The organism is Nocardioides flavus (ex Wang et al. 2016), from assembly GCF_014653115.1.
Taxonomy (GTDB): Bacteria; Actinomycetota; Actinomycetes; order Propionibacteriales; family Nocardioidaceae; genus Nocardioides; species Nocardioides flavus.
Map to the genome: position 1 here is coordinate 1 of NZ_BNAD01000027.1, position 15,927 is coordinate 15,927.

General features: G+C 68.1%; 18 protein-coding genes and 1 pseudogene. 9 read left to right on the forward strand and 10 right to left on the reverse strand.

Annotated elements, in window-relative coordinates; translation table 11 throughout:
- Positions 1 to 155 precede the first annotated feature (155 nt).
- Genes IE200_RS20335 through IE200_RS20355 form a run of 5 tightly spaced genes read right to left on the reverse strand, consistent with a single transcriptional unit; the run spans position 156 to position 3,717 of the window.
- A complete protein-coding gene (locus IE200_RS20335; protein WP_191281320.1) occupies positions 156 to 788 on the reverse strand; it encodes an ATP/GTP-binding protein in 633 nt (210 codons plus the stop codon).
- Position 789: 1 nt separating this feature from the next.
- Entirely contained in the window at positions 790 to 1,437 is a 648-nt protein-coding gene (locus tag IE200_RS20340) for a hypothetical protein (RefSeq protein WP_191281321.1), read from the reverse strand.
- Positions 1,438 to 1,479: 42 nt separating this feature from the next.
- On the reverse strand, positions 1,480 to 1,926 hold the full coding sequence (locus IE200_RS20345) for a hypothetical protein (RefSeq protein ID WP_229856896.1): 447 nt from the start codon (positions 1,924 to 1,926) through the stop codon (positions 1,480 to 1,482).
- A gap of 2 nt (positions 1,927 to 1,928) precedes the next feature.
- Complete coding sequence (locus IE200_RS20350) at positions 1,929 to 3,470, reverse strand: multicopper oxidase family protein (protein WP_229856897.1); 1,542 nt, start codon at positions 3,468 to 3,470, stop codon at positions 1,929 to 1,931.
- A 46-nt stretch (positions 3,471 to 3,516) separates the two neighbouring features.
- Complete coding sequence (locus IE200_RS20355; protein WP_229856898.1) at positions 3,517 to 3,717, reverse strand: SHOCT domain-containing protein; 201 nt, start codon at positions 3,715 to 3,717, stop codon at positions 3,517 to 3,519.
- Between the two features lie 199 nt (positions 3,718 to 3,916).
- On the opposite strand from IE200_RS20355, the gene IE200_RS20360 reads away from it, so the two are divergent.
- The 8 genes from IE200_RS20360 (at position 3,917) to IE200_RS20395 (ending at position 11,024) form a co-directional block, all read left to right on the forward strand.
- Positions 3,917 to 4,684 carry a response regulator gene (locus IE200_RS20360; protein WP_456237884.1) on the forward strand — a complete coding sequence of 256 codons (768 nt, stop codon included), beginning with the start codon at positions 3,917 to 3,919 and terminating at the stop codon, positions 4,682 to 4,684.
- An 8-nt stretch (positions 4,685 to 4,692) separates the two neighbouring features.
- Positions 4,693 to 5,808, forward strand: coding sequence for a sensor histidine kinase (locus IE200_RS20365; RefSeq protein WP_191281323.1), 1,116 nt, complete (start codon positions 4,693 to 4,695; stop codon positions 5,806 to 5,808).
- 5 nt (positions 5,809 to 5,813) lie between these two features.
- Positions 5,814 to 6,266 carry a glutaredoxin family protein gene (locus tag IE200_RS20370; RefSeq protein ID WP_229856899.1) on the forward strand — a complete coding sequence of 151 codons (453 nt, stop codon included), beginning with the start codon at positions 5,814 to 5,816 and terminating at the stop codon, positions 6,264 to 6,266.
- Positions 6,259 to 7,200 carry a cytochrome c biogenesis CcdA family protein gene (locus IE200_RS20375; RefSeq protein ID WP_229856900.1) on the forward strand — a complete coding sequence of 314 codons (942 nt, stop codon included), beginning with the start codon at positions 6,259 to 6,261 and terminating at the stop codon, positions 7,198 to 7,200. Before IE200_RS20370 ends, IE200_RS20375 begins: the two co-directional genes overlap by 8 nt.
- 8 nt (positions 7,201 to 7,208) lie before the next feature.
- Positions 7,209 to 7,835: a peroxiredoxin family protein gene (locus IE200_RS20380; protein ID WP_191281324.1), complete on the forward strand. Its 627-nt coding sequence runs from the start codon at positions 7,209 to 7,211 to the stop codon at positions 7,833 to 7,835.
- 111 nt (positions 7,836 to 7,946) lie between these two features.
- On the forward strand, positions 7,947 to 8,243 hold the full coding sequence (locus IE200_RS20385) for a metal-sensitive transcriptional regulator (protein ID WP_191281337.1): 297 nt from the start codon (positions 7,947 to 7,949) through the stop codon (positions 8,241 to 8,243).
- Positions 8,244 to 8,434: 191 nt separating this feature from the next.
- A complete protein-coding gene (locus tag IE200_RS20390; protein ID WP_191281325.1) occupies positions 8,435 to 8,650 on the forward strand; it encodes a heavy-metal-associated domain-containing protein in 216 nt (71 codons plus the stop codon).
- 55 nt (positions 8,651 to 8,705) lie between these two features.
- The gene (locus tag IE200_RS20395) at positions 8,706 to 11,024 is read left to right on the forward strand and encodes a heavy metal translocating P-type ATPase (RefSeq protein WP_191281326.1); all 2,319 of its coding nucleotides are present in this window, start codon (positions 8,706 to 8,708) and stop codon (positions 11,022 to 11,024) included.
- A gap of 150 nt (positions 11,025 to 11,174) precedes the next feature.
- On the opposite strand, the gene IE200_RS20400 is transcribed toward IE200_RS20395, so the two are convergent.
- From IE200_RS20400 to IE200_RS20410, 3 genes are read right to left on the reverse strand one after another with little or no spacing between them, the layout of a single operon-like run.
- Entirely contained in the window at positions 11,175 to 11,777 is a 603-nt protein-coding gene (locus tag IE200_RS20400) for a hypothetical protein (protein WP_191281327.1), read from the reverse strand.
- Between the two features lie 47 nt (positions 11,778 to 11,824).
- Positions 11,825 to 12,088 (reverse strand): hypothetical protein, encoded by a 264-nt coding sequence (locus IE200_RS20405; protein ID WP_191281328.1) that lies wholly within the window; start codon positions 12,086 to 12,088, stop codon positions 11,825 to 11,827.
- Positions 12,085 to 13,320, reverse strand: a complete 1,236-nt coding sequence (locus IE200_RS20410; protein WP_191281329.1) for a M23 family metallopeptidase — start codon at positions 13,318 to 13,320, stop codon at positions 12,085 to 12,087. Before IE200_RS20410 ends, IE200_RS20405 begins: the two co-directional genes overlap by 4 nt.
- A gap of 371 nt (positions 13,321 to 13,691) precedes the next feature.
- Between IE200_RS20410 and IE200_RS20420 the strand changes: the two genes are divergently transcribed.
- Positions 13,692 to 14,870, forward strand: coding sequence for an N-acetylmuramoyl-L-alanine amidase (locus tag IE200_RS20420; RefSeq protein WP_191281331.1), 1,179 nt, complete (start codon positions 13,692 to 13,694; stop codon positions 14,868 to 14,870).
- A gap of 141 nt (positions 14,871 to 15,011) precedes the next feature.
- Here IE200_RS20420 and ccsA (IE200_RS21260) read toward each other — a convergent pair.
- Positions 15,012 to 15,119, reverse strand: a pseudogene (ccsA, locus tag IE200_RS21260) (cytochrome c biogenesis protein CcsA); the annotation flags it as partial.
- A gap of 56 nt (positions 15,120 to 15,175) precedes the next feature.
- Positions 15,176 to 15,478 carry a cytochrome c biogenesis protein CcsA gene (gene ccsA / locus IE200_RS21085; RefSeq protein WP_268245567.1) on the reverse strand — a complete coding sequence of 101 codons (303 nt, stop codon included), beginning with the start codon at positions 15,476 to 15,478 and terminating at the stop codon, positions 15,176 to 15,178.
- Positions 15,479 to 15,927: the final 449 nt, after the last annotated feature.

Genomic DNA, 15,927 nt, shown 5'->3' on the forward strand with positions numbered 1-15,927 from the left:
GCCCGCTGCCGAATCAACATCGTCCCCACCAACGACCCCGAGATCGGAGCCGACGACCTGCCAGCCCTGACCGCCTGAACCATCACGAAGGAGAACGCAGCGCTACACCACTACCCGGGACTTGACCGTCGGAGGCGGACTTTACAGCGCCTGAGTCATCGCCCTGGAGTGGTGATGCCCAGGTGGGCGGCGCAGCACGTGGGCAATTCTTGCCTCAACAGATTCAGCGTCGTCGTCGCCTTCTCCATGAAGTCGCCGGTGGATTCGATGATGTGTCGCCGCGGATGCCGCTGCCAAGCTTCCAGGATGCGGGTGTCGATCTCGCCGGCAGTGAGGGCCGACTCGGTGCGTAGAGGATTCTGGTGGTTGTAGCCCTGTTCGGCGCTGGGTGTCCGCAGGTGGAGCACCGCCTCGTACCGGCCGAGCTCGGCTTCGATCGTGGTTCCGGTCGCGTTCCAGAAGTCGTCTCCTTCGGCGGGCCAGTAGGCGAGGCCATCGACGGTGCCGCGGTCGCACAGGACGATCGCCGGAGCGTGCGCGTCGCCCGCGGCCTCCAGCTCCCTCTGAACATGGAAGATCGCCCGCTGGGCGGCGCGCTGGCACTCGACGTGATCTTCGCGGGGAAAGCCGCCGCCGAACACCACACTTGCCGACTCCGGCAGGATCCTCACATGCCGGCACAGTGAACGCCGAACCAGTTCGAGGACGGCAGTCTTGCCGGCCCCGGGGCCGCCTGTGAGCACGACACGACGAGGGCTGTGTACCCGACTGCAGCCGCACTCAGCCATGTCAGGAGTTCCGTCGCACGGGGTCTCCGGGTGTGGCGGTGAGCCCGACGCCCCACTTCTCCATCAGCGCTAGGACAGCGAGTCCCTCATCATGGATCTGGGCGTGGCGCAGCACGCGCCAGTGCTCGTGAAGGTGCTGCTGCAGATACTCGACCACGTGTCTCATCGGGATGGTTCGCCAGGGGCCCGGGCGAACGGAGTCCGAAACGCTGCCGAACGCCACCACTCGGATCTCGTGACCGGCGCTCGTCCCGGCGCGGCCGGTCCTGAGCAGCGTGTGTGAGAGTCCTGCCGCCTCGTCGGCAGGGCAGCAACCGAACCGGGCGAGCGCGACCTCCAGAGTCGTCGGGTCGCGCAGCGCCGGGTTCAGCCGCGCAGCACCTTCCTTCACCTCGCCCACGATCATGTCGGCTCGGTCGACCGGGGCGCCGAGGGCGGGATCGACTGACCTCACTCGTTCGGAGGCGCGCCGCGTGCTGCTCTGGACCTCCACATCCCCGGCGCCGGGAAAGCGATACGCGAGGATGTCCAGGTCGGTGACCGTGCGCACTTGACCGTCGGGCCTGTCGTCGAGGACCGGATATTCGGCGACGGTGAAGTAGCCGTTCAGGTGCAAGTAGGCCTGGACGAGGGCCACCGCGGTGTCCATGGCCACTCCTCTGTTGTGCGTCCAGTCGATGGTGCTTGTGTGTCAGTCGTGGTGCTCCTCGTGCTCCTCCGGGGTGGGGGTCTGCACGGGAGTACGGTCGGGAGCCGGTTCGCTGGTGATCGCCGGGCCGATGACGAACGCGGAGATCGAGAACATCAGCGCAAAGACCGCGAGGGCGAGAGCTGGTGCCTTCCACGTGCCGAAGCGCCGGTAGAGGCGCCGCAGCAACGGCAGCGAGAAGACCAGGCCCAGGACGGCGAAGAGCACGTTGCCAGTCGCTCCAGTCACGAGCACCGCTCCTCCGAGCAGTCCCACGTGGTGCAGCAGGTGGGGGAGCAGGCCCATGATGCCGCCCACGAGGGCTGTCAGCGCGTTCCACGCGGTGGCGAGGATCCCTCGATGCTCGTGCGGTTCGACCGCGTCGGCCGCTGAGTGGCTGAGACCCGCGGCTTCGATCTCGGCTTCGCTCTGGCTGTAGTGGTCGAGCATTGTCAGTCCTTCGCCTGGTAGGAGAGCGTGGTCATCATGCCGGCCTCAGCGTGGTAGATGTTGTGGCAATGGGCCGCCCACTGACCCGGGTTGTCGGCCTCGAGATCGACCTCGACCGTCTGCATCGGGCGGACGATGACAGTGTCCTTGCGGGCGCCCCCCTCGGCCAGAGCGAACGTGTGCCCGTGAACGTGCATGGGGTGGAACATCATCGACTGGTTGAGGAACCGCAACCGGACCCGCTCACCCTGGACCAGCTGCAGCGGCTCGCTGTCGGGGAAGGTCTTGGCGTTGATCGTCCACCGGTACGGCGCCATGGTGCCACCGAGGGCGAGGTCGTGGCGCCGGTCGGTCGACCGGCGGTCCAGGCGTGCGGACTCGGCGGGTGCGAGATCTGTGCCGAGGAGCACCTGGCCCGCCAGCTCGCGGATCCTGACGTCGGCTGCGGGGGGACGACCGGCGCCGCTGCGGATCACCGCGAGCGCCTGTCCCTTCTTGCCTTCCGCGGATGCGACGAGCGGAAACACGCCATTGCCCAGCGTCACGAGGACGTCGAAGCGCTCGCCCATACCGATGAGCAGCGCGTCGGTGGGCACCGGCATTGTGGGGAAGCCGTCGCTGTGCGTGACGGTCATGCGGTGCCCACCGACGGCGACCCGGAAAGCAGTGTCCGAGCCTGCGTTGACGAAGCGGATCCGGACTCGTTGACCGGGCTTCGCCGACAAGGTGACCGGATCCGCCGGCGTCCGGCCGTTGAGGAGGTAGTGGGGATAGGCGATGTCACCGGCGCCACCGAGCAGCGGTGACTGCATGGCTTCCATCCCGCCCATCGACCCACCCATCGAGCCGTGGTCCATGCCCTCCATGTCGTGCATGCCACCCGAGGGGCCGTCCTCGCTGGCTTGCTGCAGCTCGGCGAGAATCTGGTCGGGGGTGCGGCCGGTGCCGTCGACCCAGTCGTCGAGGACGACGACCCATTCGGCGTCATATTGGCCCCGCCCGTGCGGGCTGTCGACGATCAGGACGCCGTAGAGGCCGCGGTCGAGCTGGACGCCCGAGTGCGGGTGGTAGAAGTAGGTGCCGGGGTCGGGGACGGTGAACTCGTAGCGGAACGTCCCGCCGGCAGGGATCGGGTCCTGGGTCATGCCCGGGACGCCGTCCATGTCGTTGCGCAGGGCGATGCCGTGCCAGTGCACGCTGGTGGCGTCGGGGAGCTGGTTGTCGACGTCGACGCGCAGCACGTCACCGGCGGTTGCGCGCAGCAGCGGGCCCGGAACGGTGTCGCCGTAGGCCCAGGTGGTGACCGTTGGCCCGCCGAGATCCACGGTCACTTGCCGCGGCGTGAGCCGAGCCGTGATCAGCCGGGCTCCGCTCCTCCGCCGCGCCGCCTCCGCGGCCGCCACCACGTCGGCGCCCGGCCCGACGACACCTGCTCCCACGAGGGAGCCCGAGGTCCGGCTGCACGACGCCAAGCCGCCGAGGGTTGCCACACCGGCAAGACCGGCGGTTCCCCGGAGTACGGCACGACGTGTGATCTGAGACAAGGTAGGACTCCTTGTTGTCCGAATGGCGGCCAGGTGTTGGCGGGTGCTAGTGCGCTGACGCGCGGAGCACGCTGCTGCGCGCGTGATACTCGTCCTCGTCGATCTCACCGCGAGCGAACCGCTCATCGAGGATCTGGATCGGGTCCCGGTGATCCGGCGTTGCTTCTGCCGAGTCTCGGCTGCCGCGGAAGAGAGCGAGGACGGCGAAAACAACCAGTGCCCAGAACGTGACCATGGCGAGGGTCATGAGAATCCAACCGCCCCAGCCCACTCCGTCGTGGTACCAACCCATCATTATGTTCAGCTCCTTCGGTCTTCTTGGTGCTTAACCGTGACTCGGCCACCAGTGCATGTTGGTCGCGTTCGTGTGAAGGTTCGTTGAAGAAGCGCCTGACCTGAGGGGTGCACCAGTGCCTGCCGGGCGCCGCGCTGCCACCATGGCGGGTATGAGTGATGACGTGATGGATGGCAACCCGGGTTCGGTGCCGAAAGGTGCTGCAGCGTCCCGTCCCTCGTCCGGCCTGCGGGCGATGGTGGTGGAGGACGAGCGGCAGCTCGCCGCCCTCCTGGGCAGCTATCTCGAGCGCGACGGCCTCGACGTGACGGTGGTTCACGACGGTCTCGAGGCGGTCGAGACGGCCCGGGCGGTGGACCCCGACGTCGTGGTGCTGGATCTGGGTCTGCCTGGACTCGATGGTGTTGAGGTCTGCCGGCAGCTGCGGACCTTCTCCGATGCCTACGTCATCATGCTCACAGCTCGCAGCGAGGAAGTCGACACCCTGATCGGGCTGACTGTGGGTGCGGACGACTACATGACCAAGCCGTTCAGCCCGCGCGAGCTGATGGCGCGCGTGCAGGCGATGCTGCGTCGGCCGCGGCAGGCGGGCAATCCCGTAGATGACGTACCTGACGCGCGCACCTTCGGCCCGTTGGTGATCGAGCCTCTGGGGCGCGACGTCTGGCTGGATGGAGAACCGGTGGCCTTGACGCGCACGGAGTTCGACCTGCTCGCCACGCTCTCGGAGCGGCCGCGGATGGCGTTCAGTCGGGGGCAACTGATCGAGGCGGTGTGGGGCGGAGCCTGGGTGGGCGACGAGCACCTGGTCGACGTCCACATCGGCCACTTGCGTCGCAAGCTCGGCGACGACGCCGTCGAGGGCCGCTTCGTGCGGACCGTCCGGGGTGTCGGCTACCGCATGGGCACCGGAGAGTGACGGGCACGATGGCCCCCGCCGCCACCCGTCGTGCCCGGCCCAGCTTCGCTGCCCGGCTGCTCGTCGCCCAGGCGCTGGTCCTGGTCGCCGGTGCGCTCACCACGTGGCTGGTGGCCTCAGTCGTGGGGCCCACGATCTTCAGCAGTCACCTCCTGCAGGCCGGGGACACGCACACCGCCACCGAGAGCCGCCACGTGGAGGAGGCCTTCGCTTCCGCGCTGCTGCTGTCGACCTCTCTCGCACTGCTCGCCTCCGTGATCGCCGCACTGGCGGTCTCGTGGTACTTCAGCCGACGTGTCCAACGCTCGATCCACAATGTCGCCGAGGCCGCGTCGCAGATCGCAGACGGGCGGTACGACGCCCGCGTACCCGATCCCGGCCTCGGCGGTGAGTTCGCCTCGCTGGCCCTCACCTATGACCGGCTCGCTGAGAAGCTGGGGTCGACCGAGTCGACGCGGCGCAGCATGCTGGCGGACCTGGCTCATGAGATGCGCACGCCCCTCGCCACGATCGAGGCGCACCTGGAGGCCGTCGAGGACGGAGTGCGTGACCTGGACGAGGACACCTTGGGAGTCATCCGCGGTTCGACCGGTCGACTGAGGCGGTTGGCCGAAGACATTGCGGCCGTGTCACGAGCGGAGGAGGAGGGGCTCGACGTCACGCTCCGACCCATGGAGGCCGCCGGGGTCGCCGAGGCCGCCGTCGAGGTCGCGCGGGACCGCTACGCCGCCAAGGGCGTTCACCTCCACACCGAGCTCGCAGACGCCGGCGACGTACGCGTGGATGCCGACCGCTTCGGCCAGGTGCTCGGCAACCTGCTCGACAACGCCTTGCGCCACACGCCCGAGGGTGGAGCCGTCACGTTGACCTGCCGCCGAGTCGACCACTGGGTCGAATACCGGGTCGCGGACTCCGGGGAAGGGGTGGCTCCCGAGCACCTGCCACACCTCTTCGACCGGTTCTACCGTGCCGACACCGCACGCGACCGCGCCCACGGCGGTTCGGGCATCGGCCTGGCGATCGCGAAGGCCCTGGTGGAGGCACACGGTGGGGGTATCTCGGTGACCAGTGCCGGTCCCGGACACGGTGCCACCTTCACCGTTCGGATTCCCCGCCTCCACTAGTTCCTGTGGCCCTGCGGCTCGGGACCTTCGTCCGTGCATCTTCAACGAACCTTCACACAACCTCACCGCAATTCACCGAGGACGTCCTCGACGCTGGATCGAGTAAGCCATCCACCGTTGGGGGAGACATGCCACTGCCGACGCCGCCACCCGGGCCAGTCCAGATCACCGTCGTGGAGAGCGAGGCATGCCACTTCTGCGCGGACGCACACCAGGCGCTCGCGGTCCTTGCGGTCCGCTACCCGATGAGCGTCGAGTCGGTGGATGTGCGCAGCGATGCAGGACGGACCCTGATGGCCAAGCACCGGGCACCGATGAGCCCGCTGGTCCTGGTCGAGGGCGCCTACTTCAGCAGCGGGCGCCTTCCACGCCGCAAGCTCGAGAAGCTCCTGTCTGCCAGGCACGCCGATGCCGGAACCGCCGCCGCCACGACCGATGGGGCGGTGCGCCGTGGGTGATCTACTCACCACTGGCTCGGTCCTCGCCGCGTTCTTCGCCGGTGGCGTGGCGCTCTTCGCGCCGTGCTGCATCGTGTTCCTCGCCCCTTCCTACATGGCGGTCGCGGTGAAGAACCGTCGCTGGCGGCTGCTGCCCCTCACGTTCGTGTTCGCCGCAGGGCTCGCGTTGGTGCTGGTGCCGATCACCCTCGGGATGAGCCTGGTCGCCTCGGCCATCGCCAACTACCACGCGCCGCTCTACTACGCCGGTGGCGCGCTGATGCTCGCCTTGGCGGCACTGAGCCTGTCGGGGAGGATGATGAGCCTGCCGGGATTCCTCCGCGCACCCGACACCGCCCGTGGCGACTCGACCAGCTTCTTCGCCCTGGGTGTCTTCTCCGGAGTCGCGTCGAGCTGCTGCGCGCCTGTGCTCGCCGGCGTCATGGCGCTATCGGCGCTGTCCGGGTCCGCGATCGGTGGCATCACCCTCGGGCTGGCCTACACCTTCGGCATGGTCTTCCCGTTGTTCGTCATGGCTCTGCTCTGGGATCGCTATCGGCTGGGGGAGAAGCGCTTCCTTCGCGCCAAGCCGGTCCGGATCCGGATGGCGGGCAAGATCTTGGCCACGAACACCGTCAACCTCGTCGTCGCCGCGGCGTTCGCAGTCATGGGCATCTTCGTCATCTACCTCGCCAATACCGGTCAGATGACCGGCGGCCCCGGCTTCCAAGTCGCCATGGGCAAGGGCTTGGAGCGCGTCTTCACGCGAATCGCAGCCTGGACCGATCCCGTCCCCGAACCCATCCTCGGTCTCGCGGTCCTAGCTCTGGCGTCGATCTTCATCGTCGCCACCCTGCGCGACCGCCACCGCGGCGAGGAGCACGCCGGCGGCCACAACGACGAGACCCACGGTTGCCACGTCCCCGCTGACGAGACCACCGTCCACGGCAAGTAGAGGGAGCAATGACCATCTCCACCAAGACCACCAGCCGTGCCGTACGGCGAGAGCGGGCCGAGGCAGTGATGGCGCAGCAGCGACGCGCCGAGCGCCGCATGCGGCTGATCATCTGGGGCGCCGTCCTGGTCACGCTGGCCGGAATCGTGACGGCCATGCTGCTGACCTCCAAGCCGCAGTCCTCGGCCGACGTGCGGAGCGCAACCGACTTCGCACTCACCGACACCAGCGGCGCGAAGCACACCCTGGCCGACCACCGCGGCGAGAACCTGCTGCTCTACTTCAGCGAGGGGGCCGGCTGCCAGTCGTGCCTGGTGCAGATGGGTGAGATCGAGAAGCGCGCCGAAGCGTTCGCAGCCGAGGACGTCACGGTGCTGCCCATCGTGATGAACACGCGCGAGCAGATCCTCGCGGACATGGAGGTCAACGGCGTCACGACACCGTTCCTGCTCGACGACGGCACTGTCTCCGACGCCTACGGGACCCTCGGCAAGGGCATGCACGCCGGACTGCCCGGTCACAGCTTCGTGCTCATCGACAAGCAGGGCCAACAGCTCTGGTACGGCGAGTACCCCTCGATGTGGCTCGACCCGGGCGAGCTCCTCGACGAGATTCGCACGCGCTTGGACCCGTGAGCATCCTCGGCGCTTCATGAAGGTTCGATGAAGAGCCCGCAGCCCCTCTTCCGCTGATACCCGGTGGGGGTATGATAGTCCCCTGGGCCCATACCCCCACTGGGCTCATGTCTGAAAGGACAGGGAGATGGGCTACCGGGGTACATCACCGAGAAGCAAGCTGTGCTAAAGCGGCTGCGCCGGATCGAGGGACAGATCCGCGGCCTGGAACGACTGGTGGACGAGGAGCAGTACTGCATCGACATCCTCACCCAGGTGTCGGCTGCCACCAAGGCCCTCGAAGGCGTCGCACTGCTTCTCCTCGACCAACACCTCGAGCACTGCCTGACGCCCACCACGGACCCTGCCGAGGCCGAGCAGAAGCTCAACGAAGCCTCCGCAGCGATCCGACGACTTGTCCGCTCATGATCCATCCGCCACACGAAGGAGCACCGATGACCACGCCAGACACCAGCCGCGACCTCCAGCTACTCGACGCCTCCGCAGACGGCGGTGGGTGCGGTTGCGGAGGATGCGGCTGCGGAGCCGACGCCGAGACCATGAGTTCGGGCGGCATGACACCTGAATCGACCGCCGCTGCCGCAACGAAGGAGACCAACATGACCACCACCACCTACTCCGTCACCGGGATGACCTGCGGCCACTGCGCCAGCGCCGTCACCAGCGAGCTCAAGACCCTCGACGGCGTCACCGACGTCACCGTCGACCTCGTCGCCGACGGCACCTCCTTGGTCACCGTCACCAGCACCAAGACGCTCGACCAGGCGCGGGTGGCCGCCGCCCTCGACGAGGCTGGCGACTACCAGCTCGCCTGAGGACCGCAACCATCACGTCCGCGCGACAAGTCAACCCCGGCAGGAGAAACCCATCATGACCCAGCAGACCACCACGCCCGGCCAGCTCAGCGACATCGAGCTCGCCATCGGTGGGATGACATGCGCCTCCTGCGCCGCGCGGATCGAGAAGAAGCTCAACAAGCTCGACGGCGTTTCCGCCACGGTCAACTACGCCACCGAGAAGGCCAAGGTCAGCTACCCGCCGCACCTCACCCCCGCCGACCTCCTCGCCGTGGTGGAGGCCACCGGATACAGCGCGATCGCGCCGAGCCCGGCCGCCGGCGATGAAGACACCACGGCCGACATCGAGTCCGACGACCGGGACCGCGAGGCCGCGAGCTGGCGCCAGCGCCTGATCGTGTCCGCCGTGCTCACTGCGCCGGTCCTGGCCATGTCGATGATCCCTGCGCTGCAGTTCGACAACTGGCAGTGGATCTCCCTGACCCTGGCCTCACCCGTCGTGGTCTGGGGAGCTTGGCCGTTTCACCGCGCTGCCGTGACCAACGCCCGCCACGGCGCAGCCACGATGGACACCCTCATCTCCGTCGGAGTCTCCGCCGCCTGGCTGTGGTCGCTGTGGGCACTGCTCTTCACCCACGCGGGGATGAGCGGGATGCGCATGCCGTTCGACCTCTTCCCCGACGGCGAGGCGGATGTCCACATCTACCTCGAGGTGGCGGCGGCGGTCACCACCTTCATCATCGCCGGCCGCTACTTCGAGGCCCGCGCCAAGCGACAGTCCGGGGCGGCGCTCCGCGCCCTGCTCGACATGGGCGCCAAGGACGTGGCCGTCCTCCGCGACGGCACAGAGGTGCGCGTGCCGGTGAGCCAGCTCGCGGTCGGGGACCGATTCCTCGTGCGGCCCGGTGAGAAGGTCGCCACCGACGGAGTCGTCGAGGACGGCACATCGGCCGTCGACGCCTCCATGCTCACCGGAGAACCGGTCCCCGTCGAGGTGGGCATCGGTGACGCCGTCGTGGGCGCCACCGTGAACGCCGGCGGACGCCTGGTGGTCCGGGCCACCCGAGTCGGAGCCGACACCCAGCTCGCCCAGATGGCACGGCTGGTCGAGGACGCCCAGAACGGCAAGGCGCAGGTTCAACGCCTCGCAGACCGGGTGTCGGCGATCTTCGTTCCCATCGTGATCGCTCTCTCCCTGGCCACGCTCGCCGGTTGGCTGCTGACCGGCCACAGCGTCACCGCGGCGTTCACCGCCGCAGTGGCGGTGCTGATCATCGCCTGCCCCTGCGCCCTCGGGCTGGCCACACCCACCGCGTTGCTCGTCGGCACCGGCCGCGGGGCCCAGCTCGGCGTGCTCATCAAGGGCCCCGAGGTGCTCGAGTCCACGCGGGTGGTCGACACCATCGTCCTGGACAAGACCGGCACCGTGACCACCGGACGGATGGAACTCGTCGAGGCCGTCCCCGCCGCCGGCGTCGACGGCGTCGACCTGCTCCGGCTGGTCGGGGCCCTCGAGAACGCATCAGAACACCCGATCGGTCAAGCCATCGCCACGGGCGCCAGCCAACGACTCGACCCGCAGCTGCCCGACGTTGAGGGATTCACCTCGTCCCGGGGCCTCGGCGTCGCTGGGGTCGTTGACGGCCACGCGGTGGTGGCGGGCCGGCCCGGCTGGCTTGCCCAGGAATGGAGCCAACCCCTCGACCCGCACCTCGCACGGGTGGTCGATTCTGCCGAGCAGGAAGGCCGAACCGTCATCGCCGCAGGCTGGGACGGCGCAGCCCGCGGCGTGCTGGTCGTCTCCGACGCCATCAAGCCCACCAGCGCGCTGGCCGTGACCGAGCTCAAGGAGCTCGGACTGCGGCCGGTGCTGTTGACCGGTGACAACGAACGGGCAGCCCGGGCGGTGGCCGCAGAAGTGGGCATCGACGAAGTCATCGCTGAGGTGCTTCCGGCCGACAAGGTGGCCGTGGTCGAGCGCCTGCAACGTGAGGGCCGCACGGTTGCGATGGTCGGCGACGGCGTGAACGACGCCGCCGCGCTCGCCACCGCGGATCTCGGCATCGCCATGGGCACCGGCACCGACGTCGCCATCGAGGCCTCGGACCTCACCCTCGTCCGCGGCGACCTGCGCGCCGCTGTCGACGCGATCCGGCTGTCTCGCCGCACCCTGCGGACCATCAAGGGGAACCTGTTCTGGGCCTTCGCCTACAACGTCGCGGCACTGCCCTTGGCCGCCCTCGGTCTGCTCAACCCGCTGATCGCGGGCGCCGCGATGGCCTTCTCCTCGGTGTTCGTGGTGTCCAACAGCCTGCGGCTGCGCCGGTTCCAGGCCATCTCCACCGCCGCTGTCGCGGCCGAGTCCAAGGTGGCGATCTCGACGTCGACCTAGTGCGAGTGGTGCTCGAGCGCCACATTGAGGAACATCTGACCGTACTCGGCGCCCTACGCGGGTCTCGTGGTCGACCAGCCCGTCATCCGTGTCGATCGGGGGGCTGCGGTCTCATCGACGTCGGCGTCGTTGTCACAGCGGCAGGGGTGATTACTGCCGGCTCGGCCGCCGGCGGCGCGGCGGTCCGGGTGGTGAGTCCCTATCTACTACGATACTGGGCCTGGGATAGAGCAGGACGAGCCGCAGTTTGTCCGGACGGGCGCCCGAGACCTCGAACTGGATGGCGATCGAACGCCCGACCCACAGCAACTCGGTCCCTGTGTGCTCCGAGCGACCTTCTGCTCCCGCGTCCTGCCCCCCGTGCATGGGGGGCACCGCGGTCCACCGTCCCCAGTCGCCACCCCGACGCGAGCGGATACGGAACGAAGGCGAAGCCTCACTGTCGGCCGCCCAGATGAACGCCGCCATGGTGTACGTCGTCGTGTCGAGTTTCGCCGAGCGCCAACGCTGCGTTCCGGCGGCACGCAGCGAGTCATCGTCGACGGGCATCTCGAATGAGGCCATGTCGGAGGTCTCGTGGGTCTCCAGCACGAGTCCGCCGGGCCGGGGGCGCGAACCCGAGTCGATATCCAGCAAACGCACCGAAGCCCCCGCGGCCGCAATGGCCGCCAACCCACCCGCGGCCTTGAGCATGGGCCTTCGGCGGGCCGTCACGGTGCGCGGCGGCTGCGTCACCTCAGCATCTTCAGTCACAGGTGTGATCCTACGTCACATAGTAGATGGCCAGCGTCACCTCTACCTCACCCGTTTCTGCGGCCGTTGACCGTCACGATGACCAGCGCGACACCCAACCCAGCGAGGAGGGGGCCGAATGTTGCCCACGACCTGGACGTGCCGCCACCTCCTGCGCCGAGGCCGTAGTACGTCAACCAGGCGCCGATGACCACGAGCGTGGCCGCCAACAAGGCCTTTGCCACGAACGCCAGAAGGCCCTTCATTTGCACTCCTTCACTGCTCTGCACGATGAACCTCGCCAGCCAGACCTTCAACGGGTCGCCGATCAATACCAGTCCCCCGGATCGACTGGATTCCCGTTGGCAAGCACCGTGAAATGTAGGTGGCATCCGGTGGACCAGCCCGAGTTGCCGACGGACCCGATGACCTGTCCACGGCGCAAGCGATCGCCGACGTCCACCGAGTAACCAGCAGCGTGGTTGTAAACGAGCGTCACGCCCTTGCCCCCGGCTCCACCGACGTCCACAAAGAGGCGATAGCCGTAGACATCCGAGTAGTACATCGACGTCACCACCCCCGCGGCGCCGGCCCACAGCGGTTGACCGCAGGCGGCCGCGTAGTCAATTCCGTCGTGCAGGCCCCAGTACTTGAAGATCGGGTGCGCCCGGTAGCCGAAGGGGGACGTCACAGAACCGGCGACGGGGGCCATCAGGAAGCCATCGGCAACGACCGCGCCGTTGCCTCGCGCCGCCTGCGCGGCCCGACGGCGCGCCGCAGCTCGGATGCGCTCGCGGATTCGGGCTTCCTCGGCTTCCGCCCGGCGCAGCACAGCGAGGTCGCGCGCGCGTGTGCGCTCTGCCCTCTGACGCGCTCGCCGACGTTGCCGCACCGATTCCCGGACCTCCTGGGCAGCCGACCGAGCTCGGTTGCGCGCCTTCTTCAAGTCGTCAAGACCTGCCGCAGCCGCTCGCTGCCTGGTCGCCACCTCCAGTGCGCCTTCCTCAACCCGTCTCTCGCCGACCTCGGCCAGCACCTGGGTGGCCCGAAGCGTTTCGTACACGCGGGTCTGCTTGTCCAACAGAGCCTCCGTCGCCGACTGGCGACGCACCAGATCCTCGGTCGAGGCTGAGTTCAGGAGCGAGCTCAGCGCCAAGAGCGCAGGGTCATCCCCCTGGTAGAGACCGACCACGGTGTCGACAACCGCCTGTTCCTGGACTGTCACCCCAGCAACCGCTGAGGAGAGGGTCGCTCGGGCATCGCCGAGACGATGCTCCGCGTCCCGGAGATCCAACCGCAGGGCCTGGTCACGCTCACGGGCGGCAACGACGGCACTCTCCATCGCAGCGAGCTCCGCTTTGGCGTCCTGGAGCCTGATGCGGGCACGTTGCAGGCGTTCGGTCGCGGCCGCGAGTCCCGCGCTCGACTCCCCCACCCGGCGCTCGGCGCGCTGGATACGGCTCGCGGCGCCATCGCGTGCGTCGTGGAGGTCATCCGCACCGACTGCAGCCGTCCCCGATGCCGCGAGGAGGGACAGGGTCGTCAGAACCACAGTCAGCCTCATCGCCAGAGCCAGCATCACGTCCCGTCTCGCTCGGGCCATCCTTGGTCGCTGGCCGCGTCGTGCGCGTGACCCGGTTGCGGGTCAGGCGCGGCGGATGGCATCTCCGCGCCTTGGGAAGCCATCGGAGGGGAGCCACCGCTGGGAACACCGGACGGCTTAGCGATACCTGGCGGCACGGCCGAGGGTTTGGTCGTGAACCACACCAACGCCCAGATGCAGAAGAAAAGCAACACCGGGGCACCGCCGAAGACAAGTAGCACCTGCCACCACTGCACCCGCGACCACTCCCTCGGCGTGTCGTGCCAGCTGGGCACGCTGTTTATCTTCTAAGACGGTCGGACTCGTTGCTTGGCACACGCTCGATCGGTTCCTTGTCGAGCAAGAGCGCGCCGGCGGTGCTGGAGCCGATGCTGTTCTCCCGTCAGGACTGGGGTGCGGACGAGACCTGGCGGAATGGCCGACCCGCCTACAACCACATGATGCAGCAGGTCCACATCCACCACACTGCCAACGCCAACGACTACTCGAGCGATCAGGTGCCGACACTCATTCGTGGCATCTACCGCTACCACACCCACTACCTGGGCTGGTCCGACATCGCTTACAACTTTCTCGTCGATCGCTTCGGCGGGGTCTGGGAGGGGCGTGCCGGGGGACCGGAGCGCTTGGTACGGGGCGCGCACACGCGAGGATTCAACTCGTCCTCGACCGGCATCGCTGTGATCGGAAACTTCGACGAAGTGCGCCCGGCCCGCTCGGTCCTCCGGTCCGTGGCGCAGATCGCAGCGTGGAAGGTGCACGAGAATGGTGGCTGGCCGAGGGGCAGGGTTCGTGTCCGATCCGAAGGCAGCGATCTTTACGACGCCAATGACCTCGTCGTGTTGCGGGTCATCGATGGACACCGCGACACCAACCAGACGGCGTGTCCAGGGCGGCACCTGTACGACGCCCTCCCCGTCATCCGCCGACGTGCAGGAAAGCTCATACGAGCAGCCGAGGCCTCTGCGCAGCCCGTGCAGATCCTGTCCCCAGCAACGATCACGGGCACGGCCAGCGTTGGTTCCCAACTGCTCCTGCAGCCGGGAGCCTACGATCCGCCGGATGTCACCCTGGCGATCGCGTGGCTTCGCAACGGGATGGAGATCCTCGGTGCGACCCAGGCAGCCTATGTAGCCGCACCCGAGGACTTCGGAACGCACTTGGCCGCGCGCGTGATCGCGACGTACGACGGACGAGGACAGGCAAACCAGATCGCTCCGGCTGTCGGCCCGGTGACTGCAGTTCCGAGCGCCAAGGTCCGCGCCGCCGGCGGACCTGGCCGGGCTCGGATCAAAGTCACTGTCCAGGCCCCTGCGGGGGTGTCGGTGAGTCCCTCCGGAGACGTCGAGGTGAGCTTGGGAGGCCGTCGGCGTTCTGTCCAGCTCGTCGACGGGCGGGCATCTGCACGGTTCAAGGGTCTGAGGCCCGGCCGTCGTCGGGTGTCGGTCAGATACCTGGGCGCCGACGGCCTGACTTCCGTCGAGGCCGGAGGCGTCGTGCGGATCGGGTGATCCACCGAATCGGATCCCGGCATACGAGTGCAGCCCGGGGATCCACAAAGTTGACGCCGAAGAAGTTGAAGAGAAAAGCCGAGTACCCCAGCCGGCCAGCATTGCAGCCCGCTTCCCGCGCCATCGAGGGGTTGCCTGTGCGTGCGGGTAGGCGGCATAGGCGACCCGGGTGATGAAGGCCCAAGTCTCCTTGGGGTCCCAACCCCGGTAGCGTCCCCACGCGTTCTCGGCCGAGAGCGCGCCTGCTATGACCGCAAAGGTTCACACCGGGAACGCGACGAGGTGCAGGGTGTAAGAGACCCGGTTCAGTGCCCTGCTTCGTCCCGCCCTTGGCCCGCGCGGATCAGGTAGGCCACGGCGGAAACGAAACCGAGCGTGAATATGCCTCCGGCGGTGACGGCAGCGGCGACATGGACGACCAGCCGGTAGGAGTCGAGCACCGGAACGAGTTCTCCTGCCGGTGTCCACAACACGGCGATGGCAAGACCGAGCGCGAGCAGCACGATGAGCACAGCCCACGCTGCCAGGGGGCGGATGACCTCGTTGCGGAGCCCGAACACCAGTGCCACCGACGCTGCCATCGCCCCAGCGAGCGTGAACTCGTACATGTTGGCCGACCTGACCGTGGTCGTGATCAGCCGGAACCGGCTCAAGAACCTGCGCAGCCGACAGCTACGGTTCGGCCGGCAACAAGGACGACCGGTTCGACAGACCCGCGCCTGGTGGCGGGGGCCCGGATCAACGTCGCGCTGACTCTGCAGCCCGAACCCAGTTCGGGACCGCGCGCTGAGTAGGACGCCGGGCCCCTCCCATCACGCGAGCGCGCACGCCGTTGCATCAGCCGCCCCGCGAGCTTGAGTCATCAGTGAGCACCGCCGGAACGCCACCAGCGCCGATCAGCCACGACCCCGCCCGAACCGCCCGACGACGAGGGTCAAGTCCCGGGTAGTGGTGTAGCGCTGCGTTCTCCTTCGTGATGGTTCAGGCGGTCAGGGCTGGCAGGTCGTCGGCTCCGATCTCGGGGTCGTTGGTGGGGACGATGTTGATTCGGCAGCGG

Excerpts from the sequence above, each read along its gene's own strand:
- IE200_RS20335 (WP_191281320.1), bottom strand. The coding sequence starts at position 788 with ATGGCTGAGTGCGGCTGCAGTCGGGTACACAGCCCTCGTCGTGTCGTG.
- IE200_RS20340 (WP_191281321.1), bottom strand. The coding sequence starts at position 1,437 with ATGGACACCGCGGTGGCCCTCGTCCAGGCCTACTTGCACCTGAACGGC.
- IE200_RS20345 (WP_229856896.1), bottom strand. The coding sequence starts at position 1,926 with ATGCTCGACCACTACAGCCAGAGCGAAGCCGAGATCGAAGCCGCGGGT.
- IE200_RS20355 (WP_229856898.1), bottom strand. The coding sequence starts at position 3,717 with ATGACCCTCGCCATGGTCACGTTCTGGGCACTGGTTGTTTTCGCCGTC.
- IE200_RS20360 (WP_456237884.1), top strand. The coding sequence starts at position 3,917 with ATGAGTGATGACGTGATGGATGGCAACCCGGGTTCGGTGCCGAAAGGT.
- IE200_RS20365 (WP_191281323.1), top strand. The coding sequence starts at position 4,693 with ATGGCCCCCGCCGCCACCCGTCGTGCCCGGCCCAGCTTCGCTGCCCGG.
- IE200_RS20380 (WP_191281324.1), top strand. The coding sequence starts at position 7,209 with ATGACCATCTCCACCAAGACCACCAGCCGTGCCGTACGGCGAGAGCGG.
- IE200_RS20390 (WP_191281325.1), top strand. The coding sequence starts at position 8,435 with ATGACCACCACCACCTACTCCGTCACCGGGATGACCTGCGGCCACTGC.
- IE200_RS20395 (WP_191281326.1), top strand. The coding sequence starts at position 8,706 with ATGACCCAGCAGACCACCACGCCCGGCCAGCTCAGCGACATCGAGCTC.
- IE200_RS20410 (WP_191281329.1), bottom strand. The coding sequence starts at position 13,320 with ATGAGGCTGACTGTGGTTCTGACGACCCTGTCCCTCCTCGCGGCATCG.
- ccsA (WP_268245567.1), bottom strand. The coding sequence starts at position 15,478 with ATGTACGAGTTCACGCTCGCTGGGGCGATGGCAGCGTCGGTGGCACTG.